The organism is Promicromonospora sp. NPDC057138 (genome assembly GCF_042670845.1).
Classification (GTDB): domain Bacteria; phylum Actinomycetota; class Actinomycetes; order Actinomycetales; family Cellulomonadaceae; genus Promicromonospora.
In genome coordinates this window covers 14,054-39,287 of the sequence record NZ_JBHUUX010000041.1, presented here as the reverse complement: position 1 = coordinate 39,287, position 25,234 = coordinate 14,054, and the positions used below count along the sequence as shown (strand labels likewise).

Sequence of the window (25,234 nt, the reverse complement as noted above, 5' to 3'; positions counted from 1 at the left end):
CCGAGGGAAAAACGACCCTCACGGTGCCGCCGTGCCCAGCCGCAGAACGGAAGCTCAGCGTGCCCCAGACGCCGAACCCCGTCGCGCCTCGCACGGCGCGCCTTGTCCCTGCCCCCGAGTGTCAGGAGAGCTCTTGACGCGCGGCGACCACGCGCTCGTCCCCCGTCGTACGCGACGCCCGGGCGTGCGCGGGGCGCATGCGATGGTCGTAGAGCACTCTCCCCACCCGCTGGTGCGCCGCTCGTCCTTCGCGATAGCCGCCGCGCTCACGTCGGTCGCCCTGACAACCACCGCGGCCGTCTGCCTCGCCGGGACCGGCGGCGCCGGCTCCCCGGGCACCGCGGCGGCCGCTCAGCCGGCCGCCCAGCCCAGCGCCGTCGTCCTCGGGCCCAAGGTGCGGTCCGCCTCGGAGAAGGCGGACGCCGTCCTGACCGACGCCGCCTACGTCACCCGCGAGGGCGACCTCTCCGCCAAGGAGCGCAAGCGCGTCCGGGCTGCCGCCCAGAACCTGCGGGCACTGGTGGACCAGGCCCGCGATACCGGCGGCACGGCAGTCGGGATACGCCCGATCGTCGCCTCCCGGGCCGCCGACCGCGCGCCGCTCACCGAGCGGACCGCGGACGGCGCCACCGCTGCCGGCACTTCCGCCACGGCTGGCACGGGCCGCACGACCGCCGGGGAGGCGGCCTCCGAGGCCGCTTCAGCGGCGGACGCCACCGCACCGACCAACCTGGCCGGTGCCGCCATGGCGATCACCCCGCTCAGCGAGCAGGGGGCCGCCGTCCTCCCGATCCTCGACACCCCGCTCGCGGACTCGGTCGACGAGTCCGTCGACGCCGAGGAAGCGGACGCGGAGGGCGCGGAGACGACGGCCGCGCCGTCGGCCGACCGCATCGAGAAGGTGACGACGTCGCTCCAGCGGCTGATCACCAAGGCCGACCGCGACATCGTCGTGTCGGTCAAGGCGGGTCCCACGCCAGAGGAGATCGCCGCCGCGAAGAAGGCCGCGGAAGAGCGGCGCGCCGCTCGTGCCGCCCGTTCCGCGGAGCGCGAGGCCGCCGCCCGAGCCGCGAAGGCGAAGGCGATGGTCGAGGTCGCGAAGAGCTACGGCAACGGGCAGATCCCGGCGAGCGTGCTCTGCGGGCTGAGCTGGGTGTCGGACGAGCAGCTGCGGTGCGACGCCGCGGCCGCGCTCGAGGAGTTGAACGGCGCCTTCCGTGCGGCGTTCGGCCGGAACCTGAAGGTCACCGACGGGTACCGCTCCTACGCGGAGCAGGTAAGCGTCGCGGCCTCCAGGGGCGGCCTGGCGGCCGTGCCCGGTACCTCGAACCACGGCCTCGGCCAGGCGGTCGACCTGTCGGGCGGCATCGAGTCGTTCGGCAGCGCCGAGTACGGCTGGATGGTCGCCAACGCCGGGACGTACGGCTGGAAGCATCCGGGCTGGGCCGAGCCCGGCGGCAGCAAGCCCGAGCCCTGGCACTGGGAGTACGGCGTCTCGTACTGACCCTCGTGCACGGAGCCGGCCCCGCGAAGCGCTGCTTCGCGGGGCCGGCTTCGTCATCCCCAGCCGAGCTCGTGCAGCCGGTCGTCGTCGATCCCGAAGTGGTGGGCGATCTCGTGCACTACGGTCACGGCCACCTCCTCGACGACGTCCTCGCGGGTGTCGCAGATGGCGAGCGTCGGGTTCCGGAAGACGGTGATGCGGTCCGGCAGCGCGCCGGCCGCCCACATGTGGTCGCGCTCGGTGAGCGGCACCCCCTCGTAGAGCCCCAGCAGCTCGGGATCCTCCGCGGGAGCGTCGTCCTCGACGAGGACCACCACGTTGTCCATCTGCGCCGCGAGGTCGGCCGGAACGAGGTCCAGTCCCTCGCTGACAGCCATCTCGAAGTCCTCGCGCGTCATCTCCACCACGCACCCATCATCCCCGATGCGAGGCGCCCGGGACCGCCAGGTGGACCGTGCAGCGAGGGTGCCGAGTATCTGTAGACTTGCCAGGTCCCAGCCCCCATCGTCTAGCGGCCTAGGACCCCGCCCTTTCACGGCGGTAGCACGGGTTCGAATCCCGTTGGGGGTACGAAGGGGCTCGCCAGAGCCATGTTTCGACTGCTGTGAGGCAGGTCATCCGTGCGGCGTCCGAATCTGATTTCAGATTCGGGCCCGCGGTGGGTTAGGATCCTCACGGTTCGAAACGAGCCCCCCGGTCGCGGGTAGCGTCCAAGGCCCTGTAGCGCAGCTGGTTAGCGCGCCGCCCTGTCACGGCGGAGGTCGCGGGTTCAAGTCCCGTCAGGGTCGCGCGAGAGGCGCCCGGGTTGTCGATCTCGACTATCCCGGGCGTTCGCGCTAGGGCTCTGTAGCTCAGTTGGTAGAGCGTTCGACTGAAAATCGAAAGGTCACCGGATCGACGCCGGTCGGAGCCACAGCCAAGGATCGCAGGATCCAGCGATCTCGATGGGCCGCACTTCTTCGGAAGTGCGGCCCATCGGCGTTTCCGGGCCACCCATCGCCGCTGGTCGACCGTGCCTTCTCAGCCCCTGTGAACGCCATCCCCAGCACCCTCCAAGGCAATTCGTTCCATTATTCGCGGATTGACGCGCACTCTTCTTCAGGTCTTTTCCTCCAAGCCACGCCGCGCCAGGAATTGCCCCATGCGCTCTTGACCTGTTGAGTTGTCTTCAGCGGCACATGCCGGAACCGGGGGCACGGGAGGGCAGATGATCGAGGACGTGAAGGTCGACAGCCACGCGGGGGCCGCGAGCGGCGCCCCGGCAGGCACGCCGGAACCCGACAGGCCCGCCTCACTGGGGAAGCTCGTCGAGCAGATCTCCGAGCAGGCGACCCGGCTCGTGCGCGCGGAGATCGCGCTCGCCAAGGCCGAGCTCAGCGAGAAGGCTATGAAGTCCGGCATCGGAATCGGGCTGCTCGTCGTCGCGCTCCTGATCCTCGCTTACGCCGTCGGCGTGCTGCTGCTGGCCGCCGTCTACGGCCTGGGCACCGTGTGGCCGCTCTGGCTGTCCGCGCTCGCCATCGGCGGCTTCATGCTGCTCGTGACGATCACCCTCGCGCTGGTGGGCGCACAGCAGCTGAAGAAGGCCAGCACCAAGCCGGAGAGCGTCCAGCGCGTGAAGGACGACATCGCGGCGATCAAGGAGGGGATGCACCGATGAGCGCTCCGGCGACGCCGCCCACGCCCAGCACCGGCGAGCTCCACGCCGAGGTCGTCCGCACCCGTGCGGACCTCGCAGCAGCCATCGACGAGCTGACGACCCGTCTGAGCCCTGGCTACCAGGCGTCCCGCATCGCGCACGACGCCAAGCAGGCGGCGAGCGACGCCGGCGCGATGGTCAGCGGATCCTTCGGCAACAAGAATGGCCCGGCGCAAGATGCGCGCCGGGCCCGCAACGCCAAGATCCTGATAGGAGCCACGCTCGGTCTAGTCGCCCTCGGTACGGCGGTTGCCGTCACCGCTGTGCTCAGGCGCGCGCGGGGCTGAGCTGGGGGGCAGCACCCGGCGCGCCTTCGTCCTACCTGCCGACCAATCCGTCAACGACGCCTGACTAGTTGTCAGAGTCGCCCGAGCTGTCCGCTGCCGCACCGAGCAGCGCCCGAACCTCGGACTCCTTGTAGCGGCGGTGACCGCCAAGTGTCCGGATCGACGAGAGCTTTCCCGCTTTTGCCCAACGCGTTACTGTCTTTGGGTCAACACGGAACAAGCTCGCTACCTCGGCAGGCGTGAGCAGGACCTCGGATTCTCCGTGGATGGACATCCCCGCACCTCCTCCGGAACGGTGCCGGCCTGGCCGTACCAGGCGGTTGACGACACCCGCTCTTGCACCATTGTTAGCAGCAAACGGGATTTAGGCGACTTGGGGACGCGGTTTATTTCCTCACTTTCTCCGCTGCTCGCCACGCGCGCCCGTTTCGGGCGAGTCTGGGACACGTGCGACACGCCAACATCGCCCCCCGCCCCAACTTCACCCGAGACAGGTCAGTCGACGGATCGACAGGCCCGGCCCGAGACCCCACGTCGCCCAGGAGTCGGCAAAGCATCGGAGCGGGATACTCCGAGGGGATGAACAAGATGCCCCGGGCAGCAAGAGCACACTCCGCCCTGGGCGGGGCCGTCGGTTCCCGAAGGCAAAGAATTCAGCAAGGGAGAGCCACGCTTGGCCTTGGAGCGCGCCTCGAGGACGGCGTGGCGGACCACCCGATCGCGCCGCAGATCACATCCGAGGATGGGACGAATCGCGCCCACGGACTGGAAGAAACGCTGTACCAGCATGTAACGTTGGAACCTGAACAGACGAAACGCTACGGGGCCGCACGTCTATGCACGGTGCCGCCCCGCTCCTACGTTGAGGGGGGTCGGAGCCATGGGCCGCGGCCGTCAGAAGGCTAAGCAGACCAAGGTTGCTCGCGAGCTGAAGTACTACAGCCCGGACACCAATTATCACGCCCTCGAGCAGGAGCTCAGCGGAGACTCCCACACGGATGTGGCAACACAGTCGCGGTGGGAAGCCCCGGAGGACGAGGAGTACGACAACAGGTACTCCGACTGGGCAGAGCAGGACGGCAACACGCGCTGAGGGTGCCGGCGCTTTGCGCCGGCCCCGCGCCCTGTCCTTGGACGGGCCCTGCCACCGCGTCAGACGCGGTAGTCGTTCACCAGCCTGACCGCCCCGCCGGAGACACCCTTCGTCCCTGCGACCAGGTCTTCCTGCGCCACAGAGGCATCAAGGGTCTCGACGCTTCCGAGCGTCCACGCTGGCACGCCCAGCGTGGCGAGTCGCGCGAGTGCCGCGTCGGCGCCGTCAGCACCGACTACCGCCACCATGCCCACGCCCAGGTTGAGCGTGTTCTCCAGGTCCCGGTTCGGCACGCCGCCCAGCTCGCGCACCATGCGGAAGACGGCCGGCACGTCCCAGGACGCCCGGTCGACGGTCGCCACGAGACCCTGCGGGAGCACGCGCGCCAGGTTGGCCGCGAGCCCGCCACCGGTGACGTGGGTGAAGGCGTGGACCTGTGCGGCATCGTCGGCGGCCAGGGCGAGGCAGTCCGAGGCGTAGACCCGCGTGGGCTCCAGCAGCTCCTCGCCCAGGCTGCGCCCCAGCTCGTCGACGTGCCGGTCCAGCGACCAGCCCGCGTGCTTGATGACCGCGCGCACCAGCGAGTAGCCGTTGGAGTGCAGCCCGCTGGACGCCATGGCGATCAGCACGTCGCCGTGCTGCACCCGGTCCGGGCCCAGCACCTTGTCGGCCTCCACGATGCCCGTTGCGGCGCCTGCGACGTCGTACTCGTCCGGCTCCAGCAGGCCCGGGTGCTCGGCCGTCTCGCCGCCCACGAGGGCGGTACCCGCCACCTCGCAGGCCTGCGCGATGCCGCGCACGATGTCCGCGATCCGCTCCGGGACGACCTTGCCCGTGGCGATGTAGTCGGTCATGAAGAGCGGCTTGGCACCCATCACGACTATGTCGTCCACGACCATGCCCACCAGGTCGAACCCGATGGTGTCGTGCTTGTCCATCGCCTGCGCGATGGCCACCTTGGTGCCGACGCCGTCCGTGGAGGTCGCCAGCAGGGGCGCGCGGTATCCCTTGAACGCCGACAGGTCGTAGAGGCCGGCGAAGCCGCCCACGCCCCCGAGCACGGCAGGGCCCTGCGTGCGACGCACGGCGTCCTTCATGAGCTCGACGGCCTTGTCGCCCGCCTCGGTGTCGACGCCGGCGGCGGCGTACGTCAGGCCTTCGGATGTCACTGGTGCTCCATGAGGGTGGTCGGGGCGGGTGAAGCGGTGTTGCTGGTGAAGCAGGGTGCGGTCACGGATGGTCGAGCGCGGTCGAGCCACCGGTGCTCACGGCGAGCTGCTTGAGACCGTCCTCGGGCGGGCCGAGCGGCAGCTCCGCCTGCTCGAGGAGGTGCTTGCCGAGCTGGTCGCCCGGGGGCAGCTCGATCGGGTACTTGCCCGTGAAGCACGCGGCGCAGAGCTGCGAGCTGGGCTGCTCGGTCGCGGCGATCATGCCCTCGGTGGAGATGTAGCCGAGGCTGTCGGCGCCGAGCGACTGCCCGATCTCGTCAACCCCCAGGCCGTTCGCGATGAGCTCCGCGCGCGAGGCGAAGTCGATCCCGTAGAAACAAGGCCACTTCACGGGCGGCGACGAGATGCGCACGTGCACCTCGGCGGCGCCGGCCTCGCGCAGCATGCGGATCAGGGCGCGCTGGGTGTTGCCGCGGACTATCGAGTCGTCCACCACCACGAGGCGCTTGCCCTTGATGACCTCGCGCAGCGGGTTGAGCTTCAGGCGGATGCCGAGCTGCCGCAGCGTGTCGGACGGCTGGATGAAGGTGCGGCCCACGTAGGCGTTCTTGGTCAGGCCCTGCCCGAACGGGATCCCGGACTCGGCCGCGTAGCCGACGGCGGCCGGGGTGCCGGACTCCGGCGTCGGGATCACGAGGTCGGCCTCGACGGGGTGCTCCCGCGCGAGCTGGCGCCCCATCTCGACGCGCGCCGCGTGCACCGAGCGGCCGTTGATGGTGTTGTCGGGGCGAGCCAGGTACACGTACTCGAAGACACAGCCCGCACGCTCGGCCGGGGCGAAGCGCACCGAGCGCATGCCGTCGGCGTCGATGCAGATGAGCTCCCCGGGCTCGACCTCGCGCACATAGGAGGCGCCCACGATGTCCAGGGCCGGGGTCTCGCTGGCGACCACCCAGCCGCGGTCGAGGCGACCGAGGACGAGCGGGCGCACGCCCTGCGGGTCGCGCGCCGCGTACAGGGTGTTCTCGTCCATGAAGACCAGGGAGAACGCGCCGCGCAGGCGCGGCAGCACCTCGACGGCCGTGGCCTCCAGCGTGTGGTCCGCGTCGCCCGCGAACAGGGCGGTGATGAGGGCGGTGTCGGTGGTGTTGCCGCGGGCGAGCTCGCCCCGGCGCTGCGCGCCGTAGCGCTCGGCGACGAGGTTGACGAGGTCGGCCGAGTTGGTCAGGTTGCCGTTGTGGCCGAGGGCCACCGTGCCCGACGCCGTGGCGCCGAGCGTCGGCTGGGCGTTCTCCCAGGTCACGCCACCGGTCGTGGAGTACCGGCAGTGCCCGACGGCGATGTGGCCGGTCAGGGCGTTCAGGGCTGTCTCGTCGAAGACCTGGGAGACGAGCCCCATGTCCTTGTAGACGAGGATCTGCTCACCGTTGCTGGTGGCGATGCCCGCGGACTCCTGTCCGCGGTGCTGCAGGGCGTACAGACCGAAGTACGCAAGCTTGGCGACCTCCTCGCCGGGTGCCCAGACCCCGAAGACGCCGCATGCGTCCTGGGGGCCCTTCTCGCCGGGCATGAGGTCGTGGTTGAGTCGGCCATCTCCGCGCAGAGGCATGTTCCGAGTATCCCATGCGGCTGGATCGAAGTCGCCAGCCGGCCTGTGACCTCTGCGTCAGCGCCCGCGCAGGCTCCGGCGGTCCGCGATCACCGCGAACAGGCCGGCCAGGAGAGTGGTCACCATCGTGACGAACGCCGTCAACACCGTGATGTACACGCCGGGCTTCATCATGGCCGCGCCGGAGGGCGTGCTGACGAGATAGAGCGACAGGGCCAGCCCGAGCACGATCCCGATCAGGGCGCCGGTCCAGAAGAACGCCTTGTACCGCGGAGCGCGGCGCACGGTGGCCGGGTCGATGACGTCCCGCACCTCCACGTCGTCGGAGGAGTCGCTCGGTGCCTGGGTTTCACTCACGAAACCAGGGTACGCACCCCTGTCGCCGAAGTAGAACCAGGGCGAAGCAGAACTGCAGCGCACCCCGGTGAAGGGTGCGCTGCAGTTCTACTTCGCTGCAGTTCTAGTTCGCCCTGGTTCTACTTCGGCGAGACGAGCTTCCAGGGGCTGTGCTTTCCGACGCCCGGGATCTTGAGGATGGTCGGGCGAGTCGCCACGTAGACCTCGCCCTTGTAGGAGACGGTGTCGCCCCGCCAGTAGAACTTCCACGGCTGCCACGCCGGGGCCTCCGGCTCCTCGGGGGTCGCCGCCTCGACGGTCACCGGCAGCCGGACCGTGGAGCCCGACGGCGACGCCTGCACCAGGAGCTGGTACTCGCCCGCCGCGGTGCCGGCCGGGATCGTGACCGACGCCGACGTCGCGCCGTCCGTCACCGTGCCGGTGCCGAGGGAGACGCCGTCCGCCGCCGCGCCGCCCGTCGCGACCAGGAAGGTCTCGACGGCGGTGTTCTGCGGCGAGCCGAGCGACGTCAGGTTCAGCCCGGACAGGCTGACGTCGGTCGAGCCGCCGGCCTGCACGGTGCCCGGCAGGGCCGAGGTGATCGTGCGGGTGCGGGCGAAGCTCGGCGTGATCGGGGAGGAGCTCTCCAGGTAGGAGATCCACGCCTCGCGGTCCACGAGGCCCGAGTCGCGGCCGTTCGTGCCCTCGGTGAAGACCCGGAAGTTGTCGCCCCCGGAGATCAGGAACGAGAACGTCGCCACGCGGTACTCCGCGGCCGGGTCGACGGGCACGCCGTCGATGGTGATCGACGAGACGTTGTCGCCGGGCGTCGCGTTCGGGTCGGCGGTCGTGACCGTGTACGAGACGTTGTCCGACAGCCCCAGCGCCAGGTACGGGCGCGAGGGACGGTTGCCGTCCTTGTCCGTCTGCCACTGCTGCTCGAGCAGCGTGTCGAGCTGCGCGCCCGTGAGGGTGGTCGTCCACAGGTTGTTGACGAACGGCAGCACGGCGTTGGCCTCGGCGTACGTGATGACGCCGTCCTCGCCGTAGTAGAGCTCGTTGCGCAGGCCGCCCGGGTTCACGACGCCGATGTCGGCGCCGCCCCGGTCGTCGCTCGCGAGCGAGTCGCGCAGCGAGTTCGCCACGAGGTTGCCGAGCGCCGACTCGGACGCGCGGTCGTCACGGTTGCCGCCGGTGTACACGCCGTCCGTGTAGGTGCCGCCAGAGAACGCGGTGGTGACGTCCGCGGTCACCTTGCCGACCGGCTGCGCGCCGATCTCCTGGGCCTCGGCCAGCGCGGCGTCGACGATCGTGTCGACCTCGGCGACCACCGGGTAGTCGGCGATGAGGTCGGCGGCCGGGGTGGTGGTGCGGGCGACGTTCTCGACGGTGTAGTCGGTGACGTCGAACGACTCCGTGTCCACCGTCAGGGAGACGTGGCCCAGGAACTCGCCGTAGTTGCCGGTCTGGATGATCGGCCGGGTCTCCCCCTCCGCGCCCGGGACCGGGGCGTCCCACGCGTACTGCTTGTGCGTGTGGCCCGTGAAGATGGCGGCGACGCGCGGGTCGGTTTCCTGCACCAGCGCGGCGAACGGACCGCCGGCGGCGATCTCCTCCTCCAGCGTGGCGCCGTCGGGCGTGCCCGCGCTGGCGCCGTCGTGCGCGAGGGCCACTACGACGTCGGCCTCGCCGTTCGCGGCGTCGCCGTCGAGCAGCTCGTCGGTGACGCGGTTGATCGCCTCGACCGAGTCGCCGAACGTGAGCCCCTCGATGCCGGACGGCGTGACCAGCGTCGGCGTCTCCTCCGTGACCACGCCGACGAAGCCGACGTCGACCCCGTTGACGGGCACGACCTGGTACTCCGGCAGGGCCGGCTCGCCCGTGGCCTCGTCGTAGACGTTGGCGCCCAGGTAGTCCCAGTCGGCGTTGTCCGTGACGCGGCCGGTGAGGTCGGCCATGCCCTGGTCGAACTCGTGGTTGCCGACCGCCGAGGACGTCAGACCCAGCGCGTTCAGCACGTCGATGGTGGGCTGGTCCTGCTGCAGCGCGGACGCGAACAGCGAGGCGCCGATGTTGTCACCGGCCGAGACGAAGGCCGTGCCCTCGGGGTTCTGCGCCCGCAGCTCTTCCACCGTGCCCGCGAAGTTGACGGTGTTCTGGTCGATGCGGCCGTGGAAGTCGTTGATCGCGACGAGGTCCAGGTCGACCGAGCCGGGCTCGGTGGTCGTGCCGGCGAGGTCCAGGCCGACGAGGACCGGGTCGTGGTCCGAGGACCGGAAGGGAGTCTCGTCGTACAGGATCGACGCGTTGTAGTTGTACCGGCTGTACTCGTTCGCCACCGGCTCGTACGCGTTGATGTTCCAGACGTCGGCGCCGGCCACGAGCTCGGCCGCGGCCGGGGAGGCGAGCACGTGGTCGAGCGAGCCGACCATGCCGTCGAAGTTGTACGTGTACTCGCCCGTCGTGGGCCCGAGGTCGGTGTAGCCGGCGTCGGTGAGGACCTTGATCGGGTCCTCCTGCTCGTAGGAGTTGAAGTCGCCGACCAGCAGGACCTTGTCGGTCCCCGCCGCGGTGGCCCGGGCCTCGGCGAAGGTCGCGAGCGCCGTCGCCTGCCGCGTCCGGGACTCGTTCGAGGCACCCTGGCCGTCGCCCTGGTCCGGGTCGCCGGGCCAGGGGCCGGCCGAGCCCTTGGACTTGAAGTGGTTGGCGATCACGACGACGTCGTCGCCGGCGTCGGCGGCGCCGCCCGCGGGCTGGAACGTCTGAGCCAGCGGCTGGCGCGCGTTCTGGAACGCCTCGTCGCCGACCAGGATCGTCGAGTCGCCCACCGGATCCGCCGTGGCGGTCCGGTAGATGAAGGCGTTGCGGATGACGTCCTCGGCGTCGGGCACCTCGGCGGGGGAGCCCGCGTAGGCCCACGTCCCGGCGCCCTCGGCGGCGTTCAGCGCGTCCACCAGGTTGGCGAGCGCCTGGTCGCGCGGGCCGCCGAGCGAGGCGGTGTTCTCGATCTCCAACAGCGCGACGACGTCGGCGTCGAGCGCCGTGATCGCCGCGACGATCTTGGTCTGCTGACGCTGCAGGTCCTCCTCCTCGGCCGCACCGCGGGCGGCGCAGCCGCCCGAGACGGTGACGGGGTCGCCCACACGGTCCGTGTAGTAGGTGCAGCCGGTGAGCTCGTCGCCCGTGGTGCTGAAGTAGTTCAGCACGTTGAACGTCGCGACCTTGAGGTTGCCGCCCACCTCGGCGGGCGTTTCCTCGCGCGTGTTCTCGAACGTGGCAGGCTGGACCGTCTCCGCCACGTCGGGCGTCAGGTGGGTCAGCGGCTGGAAGCCCCACGCGCCGTAGCGGTAGTCGAGGACCACCGGCGTGGTGAACGTGACGGCGGCGCCCACCCGCAGTGGCGCGCCGCCGGTCAGGTAGGGCAGCGGCTTGGCCTTGTTGGCGTTCGAGTTGTAGTTCGTCGACGAGCCGTCGTCGAGCAGCACCGCGCGCGCCGCGTTGTCCGCGATCTGCGCGTCGTACTCCGCCGAGAGCGGGCGGCCGGCGGTGGTGGGCTGCACCAGCGGGCTGTCGCCCGCGGCCAGGCCGACCGTGCCGTAGTAGTTGGTGTCGTAGTTGTCCGTCACCGTGAAGTCGCCCTGCGGGGCGAGCAGCATGCCCTCGAGCGCCTCGCGACCCCCTGCGTCGGCGGGCCACTCCGCGGGAGTGGGCTCGACGGCGGCGGCGGTGTCGAGGACGGTCCAGCCGCCCGATGCCGGGGTGAGCTCGGTCAGGCCGTTGTACTCCGACACGGCCCCGGTGACCTCGACGTGGTCGCCGATCGACACGGCGGCAGCGGCGACCGCGGAGAACACGAAGACGGCGTCCGACGCACCGGGCGTGGCGTCGGTGTCGCCGCCCGTGCCCCCGGTCTGCAGGTAGAAGCCGTTGAAGCCGCCGGTCGGGTAGGTGGCGGTGACGACGCCCTGGGTGGTGACCGTGTCGCCCACCAGCGGGCTCACGTCGCCGGTGCCCTGGATGTCGGCGATCGACGTGACGTCCAGCGCCTGTGCGGGGGCCAGGCCGGCCAGGGTGGTGGGGACGGCGAGAGCCGCCGTCAGCGCTGCGGCCACGGCGGTGCGGGCCGGTCTCGCGGACGTCGGTGAGGATCGGAGCGTGCTGGGTGCCACGCTGACTCCTTCTGCAGTTGAAGAGGTGGTGCTCGGTTCACGCCACGAGCGCACCCAACCAACCACGGCGCGATGAATGCGCGGTTACAAATGGGGTCATTGCGGAAAAATTCCCGCGATCTCACCCGGGCAGCGCACCAACCGTTGTGCTCGCCGCGGCTCGTCGAGGAGCGCGCGGGCCCGAGGTTAGCGCGAGCCACCGACACACGCCCGTAAACACGCGGGCGGCTACTGACCCAGCGGCAGCAGGTCGGAGATGTCGGAGCGCTCGCCGGAGGCGCGCACCCGGCCGTCCGCGACGGCGTCCGCCCAGGCCACGGTCCCCGTGGCGAGCCCGAGCCAGGTGTCCGGGTCCGTCTCGACCACGTTGGGCGGCGTCCCGCGGGTGTGCCGCGGCCCGGCCACCGCCTGCACCGCGCCGGCGGGCGGCACGCGCACCTCCACGGAGTTCCCGGGCGCCCGGTCGGCCAGCTCCTCCAGCGTGTACCGCACGGCGGTGGTCACGTCCCGGCGTTCCGCCTCGCCCCGCGCCCACACGGCGACGGCGGTGCGCCCGGCTCCCGGATCGGTCCGGCGCCGCGGGGGCACTACCGCACCGCCAGGAGGTCGCCGCACCACGTCGGGGCGGCAGGAACAGCATCGATCATGGCGTCAGTATCGCGGACCGCCGGGTCAGTAGCGGTAGACGTCCGACGTGGGGCCCTCCACCGCGAGCAGGTCCGCCGCCACCACCACCGGCAGCTCGTGCGACACCACGGCCTGGTGCTCCGCCCCGTACCTGGCGTCCGGGAGCGGGTCCCGCCCGACCATCGGGACCGGCTGCGACAGCGCCGCGAGCCGCCGGGGCGACGGCGCGTGCCGCGGCCACGGCTCGGACAGCGGCATCTCGTCCCGGACCTGAGGCCGTACGGGCCGCCGCATCGGCGGGTAGCCGACGCCGTGCCCGGGGTGCGGCGGGACCGGCGCGGCCGAGGCCGACGGGACCGGCGCGGCCGAGGCCGCCGCACCGACGTCCGGGCCCTGCTGCGGGGCGGGCCCCTCCTCGGGGCGGGGCTGCGGGGTCGGGCGTGGCCGCGGAACCGGGCGGGGCTGCGGGACCGGGCGGGGACCAGGGCTCGGGCTGGGCTGCGGCCGGGGAGCGGGCTCAGGCGCCGCCGCCTCGCGCTCCCGGCGCGACCGGACCACTGACCCGCGCGCGGGGACCGGGCCGTCGGCCGGGAGTGCGAACGCCGCCGGAGTAGCCTTGGGCCGCGCGGTGCCCGCCTCCGACCAGCGACCCGCGGTGGAGCGTCGCCCGCCGCGTTCCGCGGCGTCGGTCCGACCGGTCGCGGGCTCCCGAGCAGCTTCCGGGTCGCCCGTGCGGACGTCGCCCAGCGTGAACAGGACGCGCCGCTCGGACACGTCGGCCACGGCCAGCCTGACCCGCACCTCGTCGCCCAGCGGGAGGCTCCGCCCCGTCACGCGGGCGCGGACGGCGGGATCGCGCAGCACGACCTGGCCGCGCTGCACCTCCTTGGCGTCGTCGTCGTCGACGTCGACCACCACGCCGTCGAACTCCTCGCCCAGCCGGTCGGCGAGCATCGATGCCTCGACGATGTCGACGCACTCGCGCTCGAACGACGACGCCCGGCGCCCGGCCTCGGCCATGACACGAGGCAGGGCGGGCATCGCCTCGAGCACCCACCCGGGCACCGGCGTGCCTGCGGAGATGGCGAGGCAGATCTCGGTCGCGTAGCGGTCCACCAGCCGCCGCAGCGGCGCGGTGACGTGCGCGTAGTCGGCGGCGATGGCGGAGTGCCGGGTGTGCTCGGGCACCGGCACGACGGCGCCGGTGGGCCCCGGCATGCCGAACGCGACGTACCCGGCGCCGCGGAACAGCGTCGTCGCCTCGTTGAGGAACGCCGCGTGCTCCGGGATGCGCGAGACGAGGGTCGGGACCAGGCGCGCGTACGGCAGGGTGTCCGGCCAGTCGATCCGCAGGGCCCGCGCGGTGCGGTGCAGGCGGGCCAGGTCGCGCGGGTCCGCCTCCGGGAGCATGCGCAGGATGCCCACGCCCGCCTCGCGCATGAGGTGCGCCGCGGCGATGCCCGTGAGCAGGGAGATCTGCGCGTTCCACTCCTCAACCGGGAGGCTGCGCCGGAAGGACAGCGTGTACGTGCCGTCCACGCGGCGCTCCACCTCCTGCTCGGGCACCTCCAGCGAGACGCCGCCGCGTGCGAGCTCGAGCGACTGGCGCAGGCGTCCGACGTCGGCCAGCAGCTGCAGCGACTCGCTCGCGGTCCCGGCGTCGAGGCCGGACTGCACCTCCGCGTAGGTGAGCCGCTCACGGCTGCGCACCAGCACCCGCTCCAGCGAGGCGCCGGTGATGATGCCGCGCGCGTCCAGGGTGACCGTCCACAGCACGGCCGGCCGGTCCTCCTCGGGCAGGAGGCTCGCCGCGCCCTCGGACAGGATCTTCGGGTGCAGCGGCGTGGGGGCGTCCGGCCCGTAGACCGTCATGCCCCGCTTGTGCACCTCCGCGTCGAGGGCGCCACCCGGCCGCACGAAGGCGCCGAGGTCGGCGATGGCGTAGTGCACCACGTAGCCCTCGCCGGACTGTTCCACGTGAACCGCCTGGTCCAGGTCCTTCGAACCGGCCGGGTCGATGGTGACGAACTCGATGTCGCGGCGGTCGGCCCGGCCCGCGGAGAAGTCCTGCTCGACGGCCGCCCGCGCCTCCTCGAGCACGTCCTGCGGGAACATCGCGGGCAGGCCGACCTCGGCGCGGAGCGCCGCGAGGGCACTGCTCACGTCGTCGGGGGCAGCGGGCGCGAGGCGCATCTGACGAGTCGGCACAAGTGCGAACATAAGCCGGTTCCGCGCTCCCCGCGCGGTGTCACTGTGCTATTCCACGACGACGGTGGCCAGCAGCGCCCGGTGGTCGGTGCCCGGGACCTGCATGGAGACGACGTCGGAGACCGGCATGTCCTTCTCCACGACCACGTGGTCCAGCGCGAACAGCGCGGGCACCCGGCTCCCTTCGGGCCAGGTCACGGCGGGTCCGGCGCCCCATTCACGCGAGGCGTCCACGAACCGCGAGCCGAGCACCTGGCGGAAGGTGGCGTGGTCGTAGGTGGCGTTGAAGTCACCGGCCAGGATCTGTGGCGAATCGTCCGAGTGGACCTGGTCGGTGAGCTCGACCAGCTCGGTGCGCCAGGTAGTGATCTCCGCGGGCATCGGCGGGTAGGGGTGCACCACGGTGACCCTGACCTCGGCGCTCCCCACGCCGACGAGGGCGGACGGCATCGCGAAGGTCGTGCCGCTCGTCTGCTTCTCCTCCGTGAGCGGCTCCGACGACCACAGGCCGCTGCCCGCGGGGCTGTCCGCCGCCGGGACGGTGAAGCTGTGGGCCAGCAGGTCGTCGAGCCCCGCGTCGGCCAGGGCCGTCTCGAATTCGGGCGTCAGCTCCTCGACCGCGAGCACCTCGACGTGCTCCGACTCCACCAGGTCGACCACCGTCTCGGCGTCGGCCTGCCCGTACCGGGCGTTGATGGTCATGACGCGCAGGGTGCCGGCGTCGGCCGGGTCCGCCGCCGCGGAGGTCTCCGGCGGGACGAAGAAGGGCGCCGTCCAGTACACGAAGCCCGCCAGCGAGGCGGCCAGCAGCAGCGTCAGCACCCAGCGGCGCGAGAAGAGCGCGATGATCAGCAGCGGCAGCGTCACCAGCGTCGCCCACGGCGTGAACGGGACGATCTGCGGCAGCGGGATCACGTTGTCGAACGGGAGCACCCTGGCGAACGCCACCAGGAACAGGGGGATCGCGATGATCCAGAGCAGTACTGAGATGAGGCCACGGACAAAACGCACCCCCGGACCCTATCGGCAAACGCCGAAGTAGAGCGCGTGTCCGGACGCCCGCTCTACTTCAGCGATGCTGATGCGCCGAAGTAGAGCGGGCGTCCGGACACGCGCTCTACTTCGGCGCCACGGTCAACGGTCAGCCGAAGATACGCGGGAGGGTGGCCTCGAACGCCTCGCGCGCCTCGGCCAGCGGGACCTCGAACTGGCCCTCGATCACCACGGCGTCGCCGCCCGTGGTGCCGAGGCGCAGCACCGGCACGCCGGCGTCCTCGGCGAGGTGGGTCAGCTCGCCCTCGTGCTCGGGGTCGACGGCGACGATCACGCGGCCCGTCGACTCGGCGAACAGCGCCACGAAGGGGTCCACCTTGTCGCGACCGGTCACACCCTCGAGCGCCACCGACGCCCCGACGCCGAAGCGCAGCGACGCCTCGAGCACGGCCTGGACCAGGCCGCCCTCGGACAGGTCGTGCGCGGCGGCGGCCAGGCCGCTCTTCCGCGCTTCCACGAGGGCCGAGGCCAGCGCCTTCTCCGCGGCCAGGTCCACGCGCGGCGGCAGGCCGCCGAGGTGCGAGTGCACGACATCGGCCCACGCCGAGCCGTCGAGCTCGTCCCGCGTGGTGCCGAGCAGGAGGAGCGACAGTCCCTCGGTCTGCCAGCCGGACGGGAGGGCGGTGCCGACGTCGTCGAGCACGCCGAGCACGCCCACGACGGGGGTGGGGTGGATCGACGAGTCGATCTGACCGGGCTCGCCCGTGCCGTTGTAGAGAGAGACGTTGCCGCCGGTGACCGGCACGCCGAGCTCCTGGCAGGCGTCGGCGAGGCCCTCGATCGCCTCGACGAGCTGCCACATCGAGTCGGGGTGCTCGGGCGAGCCGAAGTTCAGGCAGTCCGTGACGGCCAGCGGCGTGGCGCCGGACGTGGCGACGTTGCGGTACGCCTCCGCGAGCGCCAGCGCGGCGCCCGTGCGCGGGTCGAGCTTGCCGTAGCGGCCGTTCGCGTCGGTCGCGAGCGCGACGCCGAGGCCCGTGGTCTCGTCGACGCGGACGACGCCGCCGTCGTCGGGCTGGGCGAGTGCCGTGTTGCCCTGGACGAAGCGGTCGTACTGGTCGGTGACCCACGCCTTGGACGCGAGGTTGGGCGAGGCCAGCAGCGTCAGCGCGGTCTCCCGCAGCTCGGTGCCGGACGCCGGACGGGCGAGGCGGGCCGCGGCGGTCGTGTCGGCCTGGAGCTCGTCCTGCCAGGACGGGCGCGCGTAGGGCCGCTCGTACACGGGCCCCTCGTGCGCGACGGTCTTCGGGTCGACGTCCACGATCCGCTGGCCGTGGTGGTCGATGGTGAGGCGGCCGGAGCCGTTGACCTCGCCGATGACGGCGGTCTCGACGTCCCACTTCGCGGTGATCGCGAGGAACGCGTCGAGCTGGTCGGGCCGGACGACGGCCATCATGCGCTCTTGCGACTCCGACATGAGGATCTCGCCGGCGTTCAGCGTGGGGTCGCGCAGGAGCACGTCGTCGAGGTCGACGTGCATGCCGCCGTCACCGTTGGAGGCGAGCTCCGAGGTGGCGCAGGAGATGCCCGCGGCGCCGAGGTCCTGGATGCCCTCCACGACCTTGGCCGAGAACAGCTCGAGGCAGCACTCGATGAGCACCTTCTCCATGAACGGGTCGCCCACCTGCACGCTCGGGCGCTTGGCGGGGACGCCGTCCTCGAACGTCTCGGACGCGAGGATCGAGGCGCCGCCGATGCCGTCGCCGCCCGTGCGGGCACCGAACAGGACCACCTTGTTGCCGAGGCCGGTGGCGTTGGCGAGGTGGATGTCCTCGTGCCGCAGCACGCCGAGGCAGAGCGCGTTGACCAGCGGGTTGCCCTGGTACGAGCCGTCGAAGACGAGCTCGCCGCCGATGTTCGGCAGACCGAGGGAGTTGCCGTAGCCGCCGACGCCGGAGACGACGCCGTGCACGACGCGCGCCGTGTCGGGGTGGTCGACGGCGCCGAAGCGCAGCTGGTCCATGACCGCGACGGGGCGCGCGCCCATCGAGATGATGTCGCGGACGATGCCGCCCACACCGGTCGCGGCGCCCTGGTAGGGCTCGACGAACGACGGGTGGTTGTGCGACTCGACCTTGAAGGTGACGGCCCAGCCGTCGCCGATGTCGACGACGCCGGCGTTCTCACCGATCCCGACGAGGAGGTGCTCCTTCATCTCGTCGGTCACCCGCTCGCCGAACTTGCTCAGGTGCACCTTCGACGACTTGTAGGAGCAGTGTTCGCTCCACATCACCGAGTACATCGCGAGCTCGGCCGCGGTGGGGCGGCGGCCCAGGATGTCCTTGATGCGCTGGTACTCGTCCTCCTTGAGTCCGAGCTCTCCGTACGGCTGCACCTCGTCGGGGGTGGCCACTGCGGTCTCGACGGTGTCGAGCTTCGGGGCGTCGAGGTTCGGGCGGGAGGGTGCCTGGGACGCGGGCGCGGTCATGTAGTTCCTCGCGTGCGGGGTGGGTTTCTGGGCGCCGGAGCGCCCCGCCAGTCTACGACGTGTCACACAGCAGGGCGGTCCCGCCGTCCGGCGACGACGGGACCGCCCTTCTGCGCTCGCAGGTCAGAGCTGGGAGTCGTAGACGCGGACGTAGTCCACGACCATCCGCTGCGGAAACTGGGTGGTGCCGTCCGGGTTGCCCGGCCAGCTACCGCCGACGGCAACGTTCAGGATGAAGAAGAACGGCTGGTCGAACACCCACGGGTTCCCGCCCGTGTCGGCCGTCGTGCGGGTCTGGTAGGCCACCCCGTCCACCGACCAGGTGATAGACCCTGGGGACCAGTCGATCGCGAACGTGTGGAACGTGTCGGCGAACGACCAGCCCTGCGGGTGGGTGTACGCGGCGCCGATACCGTTGCCGCCCGAGTAGCCGGGGCCGTGCAGGGTGCCGTGCACCATGTGGGGCTCGTAGCCGACGTTCTCCATGATGTCGATCTCGCCGGAGTCGGGCCACGGTGTGTTCGGGAACTGACCGCCGAGCATCCAGAACGCCGGCCAGATGCCCTGGCCGCGGGGGATCTGGATGCGGGCCTCCAGACGCCCGTACCGGGGCTGGACCTTGCCCTTGGTGGTCAGGCGAGCCGAGGTGTAGCCGCCGCCGTCCTGTCGGGCGGTGATGACCAGGTTCCCGTTGCCGTCCAGCGCCGAGTTGTCCCGCGAGTCCGTGTAGGTCTGGAGCTCGTTGTTGCCCCATCCGCCGCCACCGGTCTCGTGGTTCCAGCTGGCCGGGTTCGGGGCGCTGCCGGCCGCGCCGTCGAACTCGTCCGACCAGGTCAGCGCGCCGACGGCGGCGTCATGCGCGGAGCTCGAGCCGGCGTCGGGCGCCTCCAGGGCCGCCGCGGAGGCGACGAGCGAGGCGGACAGGACGAGGGCCGCGGCGGCGGACGCCGTGACCGTGGTGCGGATGGTGCGGTGTCTGGTGCTACGCATCGGACGCTCCTTCGCGAACGCACTGGCAATTGTCAGGAGACGCTACTTTTCACCCGATCGGTGGAACAAGATCGGGAAACTACGTACACAGAGCCGCTCGACCGTTCAGGCCGGCTGAACACTCAGCCAGTGATACTCGATGGACGTACAGGGTCGCCCCGGCCGACGATGACCGCATGCCCCTGCGCCACTCGCTGCTCGCCGTGCTCGTCATGATCATCTGGGGCGTCAACTTCCTCGCGATCGACCTCGGCGTCGACGACGTGCCGCCCGTGCTGTTCGTCGCGATCCGCTTCGTCGTGGTGCTGGTCCCGGCGATCTTCCTGGTCCCCCGCCCGGCGGCCGGCTGGAAGGACGTGCTGGTGGTCGGGCTGTTCCTCAGCCTCGGCCAGTTCGCCCTCCTGTACACCGCGATGTGGCTCGGCATGCCGCCCGGTCTCGCCTCGCTCCTGCTTCAGGCGCAGGTGGTCCTCACCGTCCTGTTCGCGAGCGTCGCGCTCCGCGAGCGCCCTACGACGCCGCAGCTCGTCGGCGTCCTGCTTGGCGCGGCGGGTCTGGTGATCGTGGGGATCGGCAGGTCGGCGGCGACGCCGGCGCTCGCGTTCCTGCTCGCGCTCGCGGCCGCGGCGTCGTGGGCGACCGGCAACGTCATCGTGCGGCGGCTGGGCTCGGCGACCCAGGCGGCCGGCACCCGGCAGAGCCCGCTGGCCGGCCTGTCGATGACCGTGTGGTCGGCGCTCGTGGTGCCGGTGCCGATGTTCGCCCTGGCGCTGGTGCTGGACGGCCCCGCCGCCGTCGGCTACTCGCTGGCGCACCCCACCTGGGCCGCGGTGCTGTCGACCCTGTACACCGCCTGGCTGGCGAGCCTGGTGGGCTACGGCGTCTGGAACACGCTGCTGGACCGGTACCGGGCGAGCGCGGTCGTACCGTTCACAATGTTGGTGCCGGTGGTCGGCATGACCGCCGCCTGGTTGGTGCAGGGCGAGGTGCCCAACCTGGCGGAGGCCGGCGGCGGGATGCTGCTCCTGCTGGGGGTGGCGATCACGTCGGGGCTGCTGCGGTGGCCGTACCGGCCGCGCTACGGCTCCAGCGCGTAGCTACAGGTCCAGCACGTAGCAGAGCAGGTCCACGCCCGGCACGGGCGTCCAGTCGCGGGAGGGTTCGCGTACGAAGCCGAGCCGCTCGTAGAGCCGGTGCGAGCCGTGGGCGATGGTCTGGGTGGAGAGCACCACCCGCCGCGGCCCGGCGGCTGTGCCCGCCGGCCGCGTCCCGGCGGCACGTGCCAGGCACTCCCGCATCAGCGCGGTGCCGGCGCCCCTGCCCTGGGCGTCCGGTGCCACGCCGAGCATGCGGATCTCCGCCTCGCCGTCCCGGGCGATGTCGGCCATGGGACCGCCGCGCGGCACGAACGTCACGCCGCCCACCACCAGGTCGCCGTCCAGCGCCACGATGATCTCCGCGGCCGTCGCGCGGCTCGCGACGTCCCGCAGGACGTCGGCGTAGAAGGCGGAGTCGGGCGCGTCGAGCTGCCCGTCCGCGAAGAACGCCTCCGCGACGATTCTTCCGACCGCCTCGTACTCCTCGGGGCGCGCGTCCCGCACCTCGATGGTTCGTTGCTCGATGCTCATGCCGCAACGGTAGGCCGCGCCTCTGACACTGCCCGAGACGCGCTCCGGGACCCGCGCAGGGACCCGCGCCGGGACCCGTTTCCGGCCGCCCTCCGCGAGCTCCGCCGCACCCGCCCGCCCGGCTTGTACACGGACAGCAGGGTGGCCACGGCGAGCACCGTGAGCGAGACCGCGGGCGGGAACACGAGGTTCGAGAGGTCGGTGACCGGGACCTGGCCGGCCTCGATCGCGACGCCGGCGGCGCCGACGTCGGCCATGCCCGGCCGCAGCGCCACGACGATCAGGACGCACAGCAGCACGTTCATGGCGAGCTTGACCGCCACCCACCAGTAGCGCACCAGGCCCCACTTGGTGGCGAGGCCGAGCAGCAGGCCCGAGGCGAGGCAGACCAGCCCCGAGACCAGCATGGGCGCGACCACGAACTCGGCGAGGGCGCGCAGGGCGAGCCCTCGGGCGGCGTCCGAGCCGCCCGCGAGGCCCACCCCGACGAGCACGGCGACCAGCACGTCGATGCCGATCCATGCCCCGGACGACACGATGTGCACGGTCAGCACGGCCTTCCGTGCGCGCGGTGCCAGCTTCATGATCCCGTCCCTTCCGCGGGCGCCCGGCGGCGCCCACGGCACCCAGCGTCGCGGCCCTGGTCGAGCGCGGGATCGCCCGTGGGGCGGCACTCGCCCTGCGCCGCCCGACGTCGGGCGGCAGCTCGGCCTACGCCCCACGACGTACGCCGAGGTACGGCGCGCAGGGGGTGACGCGCGGTCCGCCGTCGGCCAGAGTGGGGCTGGAGGTGAGGGAACATGGGGAAGCTGCGTCTCGTCGACGTGGGCGTGGCCGCGGCGCTGACGGCGCTCACGCTGGTCTCGCTGCCGTTCCTGAACGTGCCGCCCGGGGTCCGTCCGGTCGACACCCTGGCGTACGTGCTGGCGGTCACGGCGGCGGTGGGGACGCTCTTCCGTACCCGCTGGCCGGTGCTCGCGCTGGGTGTGGTCACCGCCGCCGTCGTCACCTACCTGCTGCTCGCCTACCCGTACGGCCCGGTGATGGTGTGCCTGGCGGTGGCGGTCTACTCCCTGGCCCGGAACCGTCCGCTGCGCCCCGCCCTGCTGTACGCCGCGGCTGCGCTGGCGCTGCTCCTGGTGCACGTCTTCACGCATCCGGCGGCGCTCGGCGTGCCGGTCGGGCTGATCCCGGCGAGCGCCATCGTGATGGTGCCGTTCAGCGTCGGCGTCGCCCGGCGCATGTGGCTCGAGGCCCGCGCGTCCGAACGGGACGCGGCGGAGCAGCAGGCCCGCGACGACGAGCGGCTGCAGCTCGCGCACGAGGTGCACGACGTCGTCGGGCACGGGCTGGCCGCCATCCAGATGCAGGCCGACATCGCGCTCCACCTGGGCGGGCCGCGGGACGCGGCCACCGCCCTTGAGGCCATCTCGAAGGCCGCGAACGAGGCCCTCACCGAGCTGCGGACCACGCTCGCAGAGATCCGGCCCGGTTCTACCGCCGGGTCGGGTCCCGAGCGCGCGCCGACGGCCGGGCTCGCCAACCTGGAGGCGCTGGCGCAACGGGTGCGCTCCGCGGGCGTCTCGGTGGACCTCGCGATCAGCGGCACGCCCCGGGCGCTGCCCGACGCCGTCGACCTCGCCGCCTACCGTGTGCTGCAGGAGTCGCTGACGAACGTGGTCAAGCATGGGGCCGGTGCGGCGGCGCGCGTCGACGTGGTCTACGAGCCGGACGGCGTCCGGCTGGCGGTCCGCAACCCGCGTGCTCCCGACGGCGCTTTCGTCGCCGGCTTCGGCATCACCGGGATGCGGCACCGCGTCGAGTCCCTGGGCGGGCGGCTCGACGCCGGGCCCGTCGACGAGTCCTTCGAGGTGCGGGCGGCCCTGCCCGCTGGAGGTGTCGCATGATCTCGGTGCTGCTCGTGGACGACCAGGACCTGGTCCGGATGGGCCTGCGCGCCCTCATCTCCGGGGAGGAGGACACCACGGTCGCGGGCGAGGCGGCCGACGGCATCGCCGCCGTGGCCGAGGCCCGCCGCCTGCGGCCGGACGTGGTGCTCATGGACATCCGGATGCCGGGCATCGACGGTATCGAGGCGACGCGGCGCATCGCCGAGGACCCCGATCTCGCCGCCACCCGCGTCGTGGTGCTCACGACGTTCGAGCACGACCAGTACGTCGTCGACGGCCTGCGCGCCGGGGCCAGCGGATTCCTCCTGAAGAACACCCCGCCGGCCGACCTCGTCGCCGCCATCCACACCGTGCACGACGGCGGTGCGCTGCTCGCGCCGTCCGCCACGCGGACGCTGATCCGGGAGTTCACCGCCGCGTCGCCGCGCGCCCTGGCGCCGCACCCGCGGATCGGGGACCTGACCGACCGCGAGCGGGAGGTGGTCGGCCTCGTGGCGCAGGGCATGAGCAACCACGAGATCGCCGATCATCTGGTGCTCAGCCCGGCCACCGCCCGGACGCACGTGTCACGCGCGATGATCAAGCTCTCGGCGCGCGACCGTGCCCAGCTCGTGGTGTTCGCCTACCAGTCGGGACTGGCCTGAACCCTTCACGCTATTGAGCAGTTGCGTAACAAACTTGTCGTCGGGGGGTTCCCGGCGTTTACCCGGTAGTGGTTTCATTCGGACATGAAGCTGCTCCGAACTTTTCCGAAGGTTGCCTTCGAGTTCGGGCTTGCCTCATGGCGGTGGATGGGGATTCGCGAGCAGACTCCTCGCTTCGCGACCTGTTTCGGTGACATCTTCCTCGAGTCGCTGGACGGATGGTGGTTCCTGGACACGGTCGAGGGCACGCTCGAGCTCCGCTGGACCTCAGCAGTGACCATGTACGCGGAGCTCGAATCGCCGGAGGGCCGCGCGACCTACCTCATGGACGACCTGGTCCGCGACGCCCGGGGTCGCGGCATCCGCCTCGGCGAGGAGGACGTGTACACGTTCAACCCGCACCCCGCCCTCGGCGGCGAGCTCGGCGTGAACGGCCTCGGCACCATGCGCTTCGAGCTGGCGGTCAACTGGGCGGGGCAGATGCACGACCAGGTGCTGCACAGCTCGGGCGAGATCAGGATCCCCCCGATGCCGGACGACGGCCGCCGCCGCGCCACCGCGCCCCAGGTTGCGGCGGCCTGGGACGCGGCATGGTCGGACGACGAGACCTTCGACGTCCCGTTCGAGCAGTACCTCGCCACCACGACGTTCGCCGCGGTCTCCGCACCCACGCCGAACGACGGCGGCTTCCCCTCGCCCCCGCCGTCGACCAGCCGCGAGGACGACTCCGGGAACATCCCGTATGCCGCGCAGACCTATGGCGCCCACGGCTACGGCGCCCCGGCCCACGATGCACTCACCGCCCCGGCCCAGCCCGACCCGACGGCGCACTGGCCCGCAGCGGACGAGTCCGCAGCATCGTGGGCGGCGCAGGCCGAGCCGGCGCAGGCCTGGCCGGCGTCCGGCCAGGTGCCCCAGCCCGCCGCGCCGCCGTCCACCCCGCTCGAACAGTACGACGCCCCGTACGACGCCTACCCCGCGGCGTCCGAGCAGTACGCGACAGACGAACAGCAGCCCGGCGAGCCGTACGCCCAGGAGACCTGGTCCCAGTACGGCGCCGACCAGGACGCCGGTGGCCATGCTCAGCCCAACCCGGCCGGGCCCACGTGGGGGAATCCCACCTGGGGCAACACCGGCTGGGGCGGACAGGGACCGGCGGTCGCCGGGGGCGGCGGCCCGCAGCAGGCACCGACCGCCGACCCCTTCACCGCGTGGGACGACCTGTGGGGGAAGCGCTGACCCGCTGACGCCCGCGTCTGGCAGCCGGGGCGACCCGCGGCTCCGCCCTCCGCTCCGGCCGGAGCCGACGCTCGCGCTCGGTGCGCGCGACGAGGCTCAGCTCGCCGGGCGTCGTGGTGCGCGCGTGCTTGAGCAGGCGGGTCTCCAGCGCCACGCGGTTGGCCCGGCGCAGCCCGTCCGTGTACCCGAGGATCGTCTGCGCGTGCGCGTGGCTGATGTGCCCACCACGCAGCGCGGCCAGCGTGCGCGGATGCTCGTGCACCAGCGCCCGGGACTCCTCGATGAGCGCGATCGCCGAGCCCTCCGGCACACGCAGCGCCCTGGCGAGCTGCTCGACGAGCTCCGGCGCCAGCCCCGCGACGTCGTCCGCATCTACCTCGGGAGCGTCGAACAGCTCGGGCTGGTCGGCCACCCACTCCCGGACCGATTCCATGAGCACGGCACGCGAGGCAGCGAGCGAGGCGAGGAGCGCGTCGACCGCCGCCACCGCGTCGACCGCCTCCGAGAGATTCGCGAAACCGCCCGCGAACCCCGACTCGCGCGGTGCGACTGCACCGCGCGGAGACTGACCCGGCACGTCGGCCGGACCCCGAGTCACCAGCACCTTGTTCGAACGCATGTTCTAACCATAGGGGGTGACG

The 25,234-nt window shown here is 72.0% G+C and carries 22 protein-coding genes and 3 tRNA genes; 11 read left to right on the top strand and 14 right to left on the bottom strand.

The window, feature by feature from the left end:
• Positions 1-133 precede the first annotated feature (133 nt).
• Positions 134-1,504 carry a M15 family metallopeptidase gene (locus ACFT2C_RS19835; RefSeq protein ID WP_377208792.1) on the top strand — a complete coding sequence of 457 codons (1,371 nt, stop codon included), beginning with the start codon at positions 134-136 and terminating at the stop codon, positions 1,502-1,504.
• 53 nt (positions 1,505-1,557) lie between these two features.
• On the opposite strand, the gene ACFT2C_RS19830 is transcribed toward ACFT2C_RS19835, so the two are convergent.
• A complete protein-coding gene (locus tag ACFT2C_RS19830) occupies positions 1,558-1,902 on the bottom strand; it encodes a metallopeptidase family protein (RefSeq protein ID WP_377208803.1) in 345 nt (114 codons plus the stop codon).
• Positions 1,903-2,001: 99 nt separating this feature from the next.
• On the opposite strand from ACFT2C_RS19830, the gene ACFT2C_RS19825 reads away from it, so the two are divergent.
• From ACFT2C_RS19825 to ACFT2C_RS19805, 5 genes are all read left to right on the top strand, one after another.
• Positions 2,002-2,074, top strand: a tRNA-Glu gene (locus tag ACFT2C_RS19825).
• A gap of 144 nt (positions 2,075-2,218) precedes the next feature.
• Positions 2,219-2,292: transfer RNA gene (locus ACFT2C_RS19820), tRNA-Asp, on the top strand.
• A gap of 52 nt (positions 2,293-2,344) precedes the next feature.
• Positions 2,345-2,417 (top strand) — tRNA-Phe (locus ACFT2C_RS19815).
• Between the two features lie 294 nt (positions 2,418-2,711).
• Positions 2,712-3,164 (top strand): phage holin family protein, encoded by a 453-nt coding sequence (locus ACFT2C_RS19810; RefSeq protein ID WP_377208791.1) that lies wholly within the window; start codon positions 2,712-2,714, stop codon positions 3,162-3,164.
• Positions 3,161-3,490, top strand: coding sequence for a DUF3618 domain-containing protein (locus tag ACFT2C_RS19805; protein WP_377208790.1), 330 nt, complete (start codon positions 3,161-3,163; stop codon positions 3,488-3,490). Before ACFT2C_RS19810 ends, ACFT2C_RS19805 begins: the two co-directional genes overlap by 4 nt.
• 64 nt (positions 3,491-3,554) lie before the next feature.
• Here the strand turns inward: ACFT2C_RS19805 and ACFT2C_RS19800 are convergent, their stop codons facing one another.
• Positions 3,555-3,764, bottom strand: coding sequence for a BldC family transcriptional regulator (locus ACFT2C_RS19800; protein ID WP_108495333.1), 210 nt, complete (start codon positions 3,762-3,764; stop codon positions 3,555-3,557).
• A 606-nt stretch (positions 3,765-4,370) separates the two neighbouring features.
• On the opposite strand from ACFT2C_RS19800, the gene ACFT2C_RS19795 reads away from it, so the two are divergent.
• Entirely contained in the window at positions 4,371-4,583 is a 213-nt protein-coding gene (locus ACFT2C_RS19795; RefSeq protein ID WP_377208802.1) for a DUF3073 domain-containing protein, read from the top strand.
• Between the two features lie 59 nt (positions 4,584-4,642).
• Here the strand turns inward: ACFT2C_RS19795 and purM are convergent, their stop codons facing one another.
• The 9 genes from purM to ACFT2C_RS19750 all read right to left on the bottom strand — a co-directional run bounded on the left by purM (position 4,643) and on the right by ACFT2C_RS19750 (position 19,172).
• Positions 4,643-5,752 carry a phosphoribosylformylglycinamidine cyclo-ligase gene (gene purM, locus ACFT2C_RS19790; protein ID WP_377208789.1) on the bottom strand — a complete coding sequence of 370 codons (1,110 nt, stop codon included), beginning with the start codon at positions 5,750-5,752 and terminating at the stop codon, positions 4,643-4,645.
• A gap of 61 nt (positions 5,753-5,813) precedes the next feature.
• Positions 5,814-7,361 (bottom strand): amidophosphoribosyltransferase, encoded by a 1,548-nt coding sequence (purF, locus tag ACFT2C_RS19785; RefSeq protein WP_377208788.1) that lies wholly within the window; start codon positions 7,359-7,361, stop codon positions 5,814-5,816.
• A gap of 57 nt (positions 7,362-7,418) precedes the next feature.
• On the bottom strand, positions 7,419-7,718 hold the full coding sequence (locus ACFT2C_RS19780) for a hypothetical protein (RefSeq protein ID WP_377208787.1): 300 nt from the start codon (positions 7,716-7,718) through the stop codon (positions 7,419-7,421).
• A gap of 119 nt (positions 7,719-7,837) precedes the next feature.
• Positions 7,838-11,866, bottom strand: a complete 4,029-nt coding sequence (locus tag ACFT2C_RS19775; protein WP_377208786.1) for an ExeM/NucH family extracellular endonuclease — start codon at positions 11,864-11,866, stop codon at positions 7,838-7,840.
• A 228-nt stretch (positions 11,867-12,094) separates the two neighbouring features.
• The gene (locus ACFT2C_RS19770; RefSeq protein WP_377208785.1) at positions 12,095-12,454 is read right to left on the bottom strand and encodes a sterol carrier family protein; all 360 of its coding nucleotides are present in this window, start codon (positions 12,452-12,454) and stop codon (positions 12,095-12,097) included.
• A gap of 84 nt (positions 12,455-12,538) precedes the next feature.
• Positions 12,539-14,701: an RNB domain-containing ribonuclease gene (locus ACFT2C_RS19765; protein WP_377208784.1), complete on the bottom strand. Its 2,163-nt coding sequence runs from the start codon at positions 14,699-14,701 to the stop codon at positions 12,539-12,541.
• A 48-nt stretch (positions 14,702-14,749) separates the two neighbouring features.
• Entirely contained in the window at positions 14,750-15,712 is a 963-nt protein-coding gene (locus ACFT2C_RS19760; RefSeq protein ID WP_377208783.1) for an endonuclease/exonuclease/phosphatase family protein, read from the bottom strand.
• A gap of 130 nt (positions 15,713-15,842) precedes the next feature.
• Positions 15,843-18,182: a phosphoribosylformylglycinamidine synthase subunit PurL gene (gene purL / locus ACFT2C_RS19755; RefSeq protein WP_377208782.1), complete on the bottom strand. Its 2,340-nt coding sequence runs from the start codon at positions 18,180-18,182 to the stop codon at positions 15,843-15,845.
• A gap of 123 nt (positions 18,183-18,305) precedes the next feature.
• Positions 18,306-19,172: a family 16 glycosylhydrolase gene (locus ACFT2C_RS19750; protein WP_377208781.1), complete on the bottom strand. Its 867-nt coding sequence runs from the start codon at positions 19,170-19,172 to the stop codon at positions 18,306-18,308.
• Positions 19,173-19,348: 176 nt separating this feature from the next.
• Here ACFT2C_RS19750 and ACFT2C_RS19745 point away from each other — a divergent pair, with 176 nt between their 5' ends.
• Positions 19,349-20,269 (top strand): EamA family transporter, encoded by a 921-nt coding sequence (locus ACFT2C_RS19745; RefSeq protein WP_377208780.1) that lies wholly within the window; start codon positions 19,349-19,351, stop codon positions 20,267-20,269.
• Here the strand turns inward: ACFT2C_RS19745 and ACFT2C_RS19740 are convergent, their stop codons facing one another.
• Entirely contained in the window at positions 20,270-20,800 is a 531-nt protein-coding gene (locus ACFT2C_RS19740) for a GNAT family N-acetyltransferase (RefSeq protein ID WP_377208779.1), read from the bottom strand.
• Entirely contained in the window at positions 20,797-21,384 is a 588-nt protein-coding gene (locus ACFT2C_RS19735) for a hypothetical protein (RefSeq protein WP_377208778.1), read from the bottom strand. Before ACFT2C_RS19735 ends, ACFT2C_RS19740 begins: the two co-directional genes overlap by 4 nt.
• A 216-nt stretch (positions 21,385-21,600) precedes the next feature.
• Here ACFT2C_RS19735 and ACFT2C_RS19730 point away from each other — a divergent pair, with 216 nt between their 5' ends.
• The 3 genes from ACFT2C_RS19730 (at position 21,601) to ACFT2C_RS19720 (ending at position 24,593) form a co-directional block, all read left to right on the top strand.
• Positions 21,601-22,707 carry a sensor histidine kinase gene (locus ACFT2C_RS19730; protein WP_377208777.1) on the top strand — a complete coding sequence of 369 codons (1,107 nt, stop codon included), beginning with the start codon at positions 21,601-21,603 and terminating at the stop codon, positions 22,705-22,707.
• On the top strand, positions 22,704-23,354 hold the full coding sequence (locus tag ACFT2C_RS19725; RefSeq protein ID WP_377208776.1) for a response regulator: 651 nt from the start codon (positions 22,704-22,706) through the stop codon (positions 23,352-23,354). Before ACFT2C_RS19730 ends, ACFT2C_RS19725 begins: the two co-directional genes overlap by 4 nt.
• Before the next feature lie 84 nt (positions 23,355-23,438).
• Positions 23,439-24,593: a hypothetical protein gene (locus ACFT2C_RS19720; protein ID WP_377208775.1), complete on the top strand. Its 1,155-nt coding sequence runs from the start codon at positions 23,439-23,441 to the stop codon at positions 24,591-24,593.
• On the opposite strand, the gene ACFT2C_RS19715 is transcribed toward ACFT2C_RS19720, so the two are convergent.
• Positions 24,559-25,212, bottom strand: coding sequence for a DUF222 domain-containing protein (locus tag ACFT2C_RS19715; protein ID WP_377208774.1), 654 nt, complete (start codon positions 25,210-25,212; stop codon positions 24,559-24,561). The two genes, ACFT2C_RS19720 and ACFT2C_RS19715, sit on opposite strands and share 35 nt — an antisense overlap.
• Between the last annotated feature and the right edge of the window lie 22 nt (positions 25,213-25,234).

Excerpts from the sequence above, each read along its gene's own strand:
- ACFT2C_RS19830 (WP_377208803.1), bottom strand. The coding sequence starts at position 1,902 with ATGACGCGCGAGGACTTCGAGATGGCTGTCAGCGAGGGACTGGACCTC.
- ACFT2C_RS19810 (WP_377208791.1), top strand. The coding sequence starts at position 2,712 with ATGATCGAGGACGTGAAGGTCGACAGCCACGCGGGGGCCGCGAGCGGC.
- ACFT2C_RS19805 (WP_377208790.1), top strand. The coding sequence starts at position 3,161 with ATGAGCGCTCCGGCGACGCCGCCCACGCCCAGCACCGGCGAGCTCCAC.
- ACFT2C_RS19800 (WP_108495333.1), bottom strand. The coding sequence starts at position 3,764 with ATGTCCATCCACGGAGAATCCGAGGTCCTGCTCACGCCTGCCGAGGTA.
- ACFT2C_RS19795 (WP_377208802.1), top strand. The coding sequence starts at position 4,371 with ATGGGCCGCGGCCGTCAGAAGGCTAAGCAGACCAAGGTTGCTCGCGAG.
- purF (WP_377208788.1), bottom strand. The coding sequence starts at position 7,361 with ATGCCTCTGCGCGGAGATGGCCGACTCAACCACGACCTCATGCCCGGC.
- purL (WP_377208782.1), bottom strand. The coding sequence starts at position 18,182 with ATGACCGCGCCCGCGTCCCAGGCACCCTCCCGCCCGAACCTCGACGCC.
- ACFT2C_RS19750 (WP_377208781.1), bottom strand. The coding sequence starts at position 19,172 with ATGCGTAGCACCAGACACCGCACCATCCGCACCACGGTCACGGCGTCC.
- ACFT2C_RS19745 (WP_377208780.1), top strand. The coding sequence starts at position 19,349 with ATGCCCCTGCGCCACTCGCTGCTCGCCGTGCTCGTCATGATCATCTGG.
- ACFT2C_RS19740 (WP_377208779.1), bottom strand. The coding sequence starts at position 20,800 with ATGAGCATCGAGCAACGAACCATCGAGGTGCGGGACGCGCGCCCCGAG.
- ACFT2C_RS19735 (WP_377208778.1), bottom strand. The coding sequence starts at position 21,384 with ATGAAGCTGGCACCGCGCGCACGGAAGGCCGTGCTGACCGTGCACATC.
- ACFT2C_RS19730 (WP_377208777.1), top strand. The coding sequence starts at position 21,601 with ATGGGGAAGCTGCGTCTCGTCGACGTGGGCGTGGCCGCGGCGCTGACG.
- ACFT2C_RS19725 (WP_377208776.1), top strand. The coding sequence starts at position 22,704 with ATGATCTCGGTGCTGCTCGTGGACGACCAGGACCTGGTCCGGATGGGC.
- ACFT2C_RS19720 (WP_377208775.1), top strand. The coding sequence starts at position 23,439 with ATGAAGCTGCTCCGAACTTTTCCGAAGGTTGCCTTCGAGTTCGGGCTT.
- ACFT2C_RS19715 (WP_377208774.1), bottom strand. The coding sequence starts at position 25,212 with ATGCGTTCGAACAAGGTGCTGGTGACTCGGGGTCCGGCCGACGTGCCG.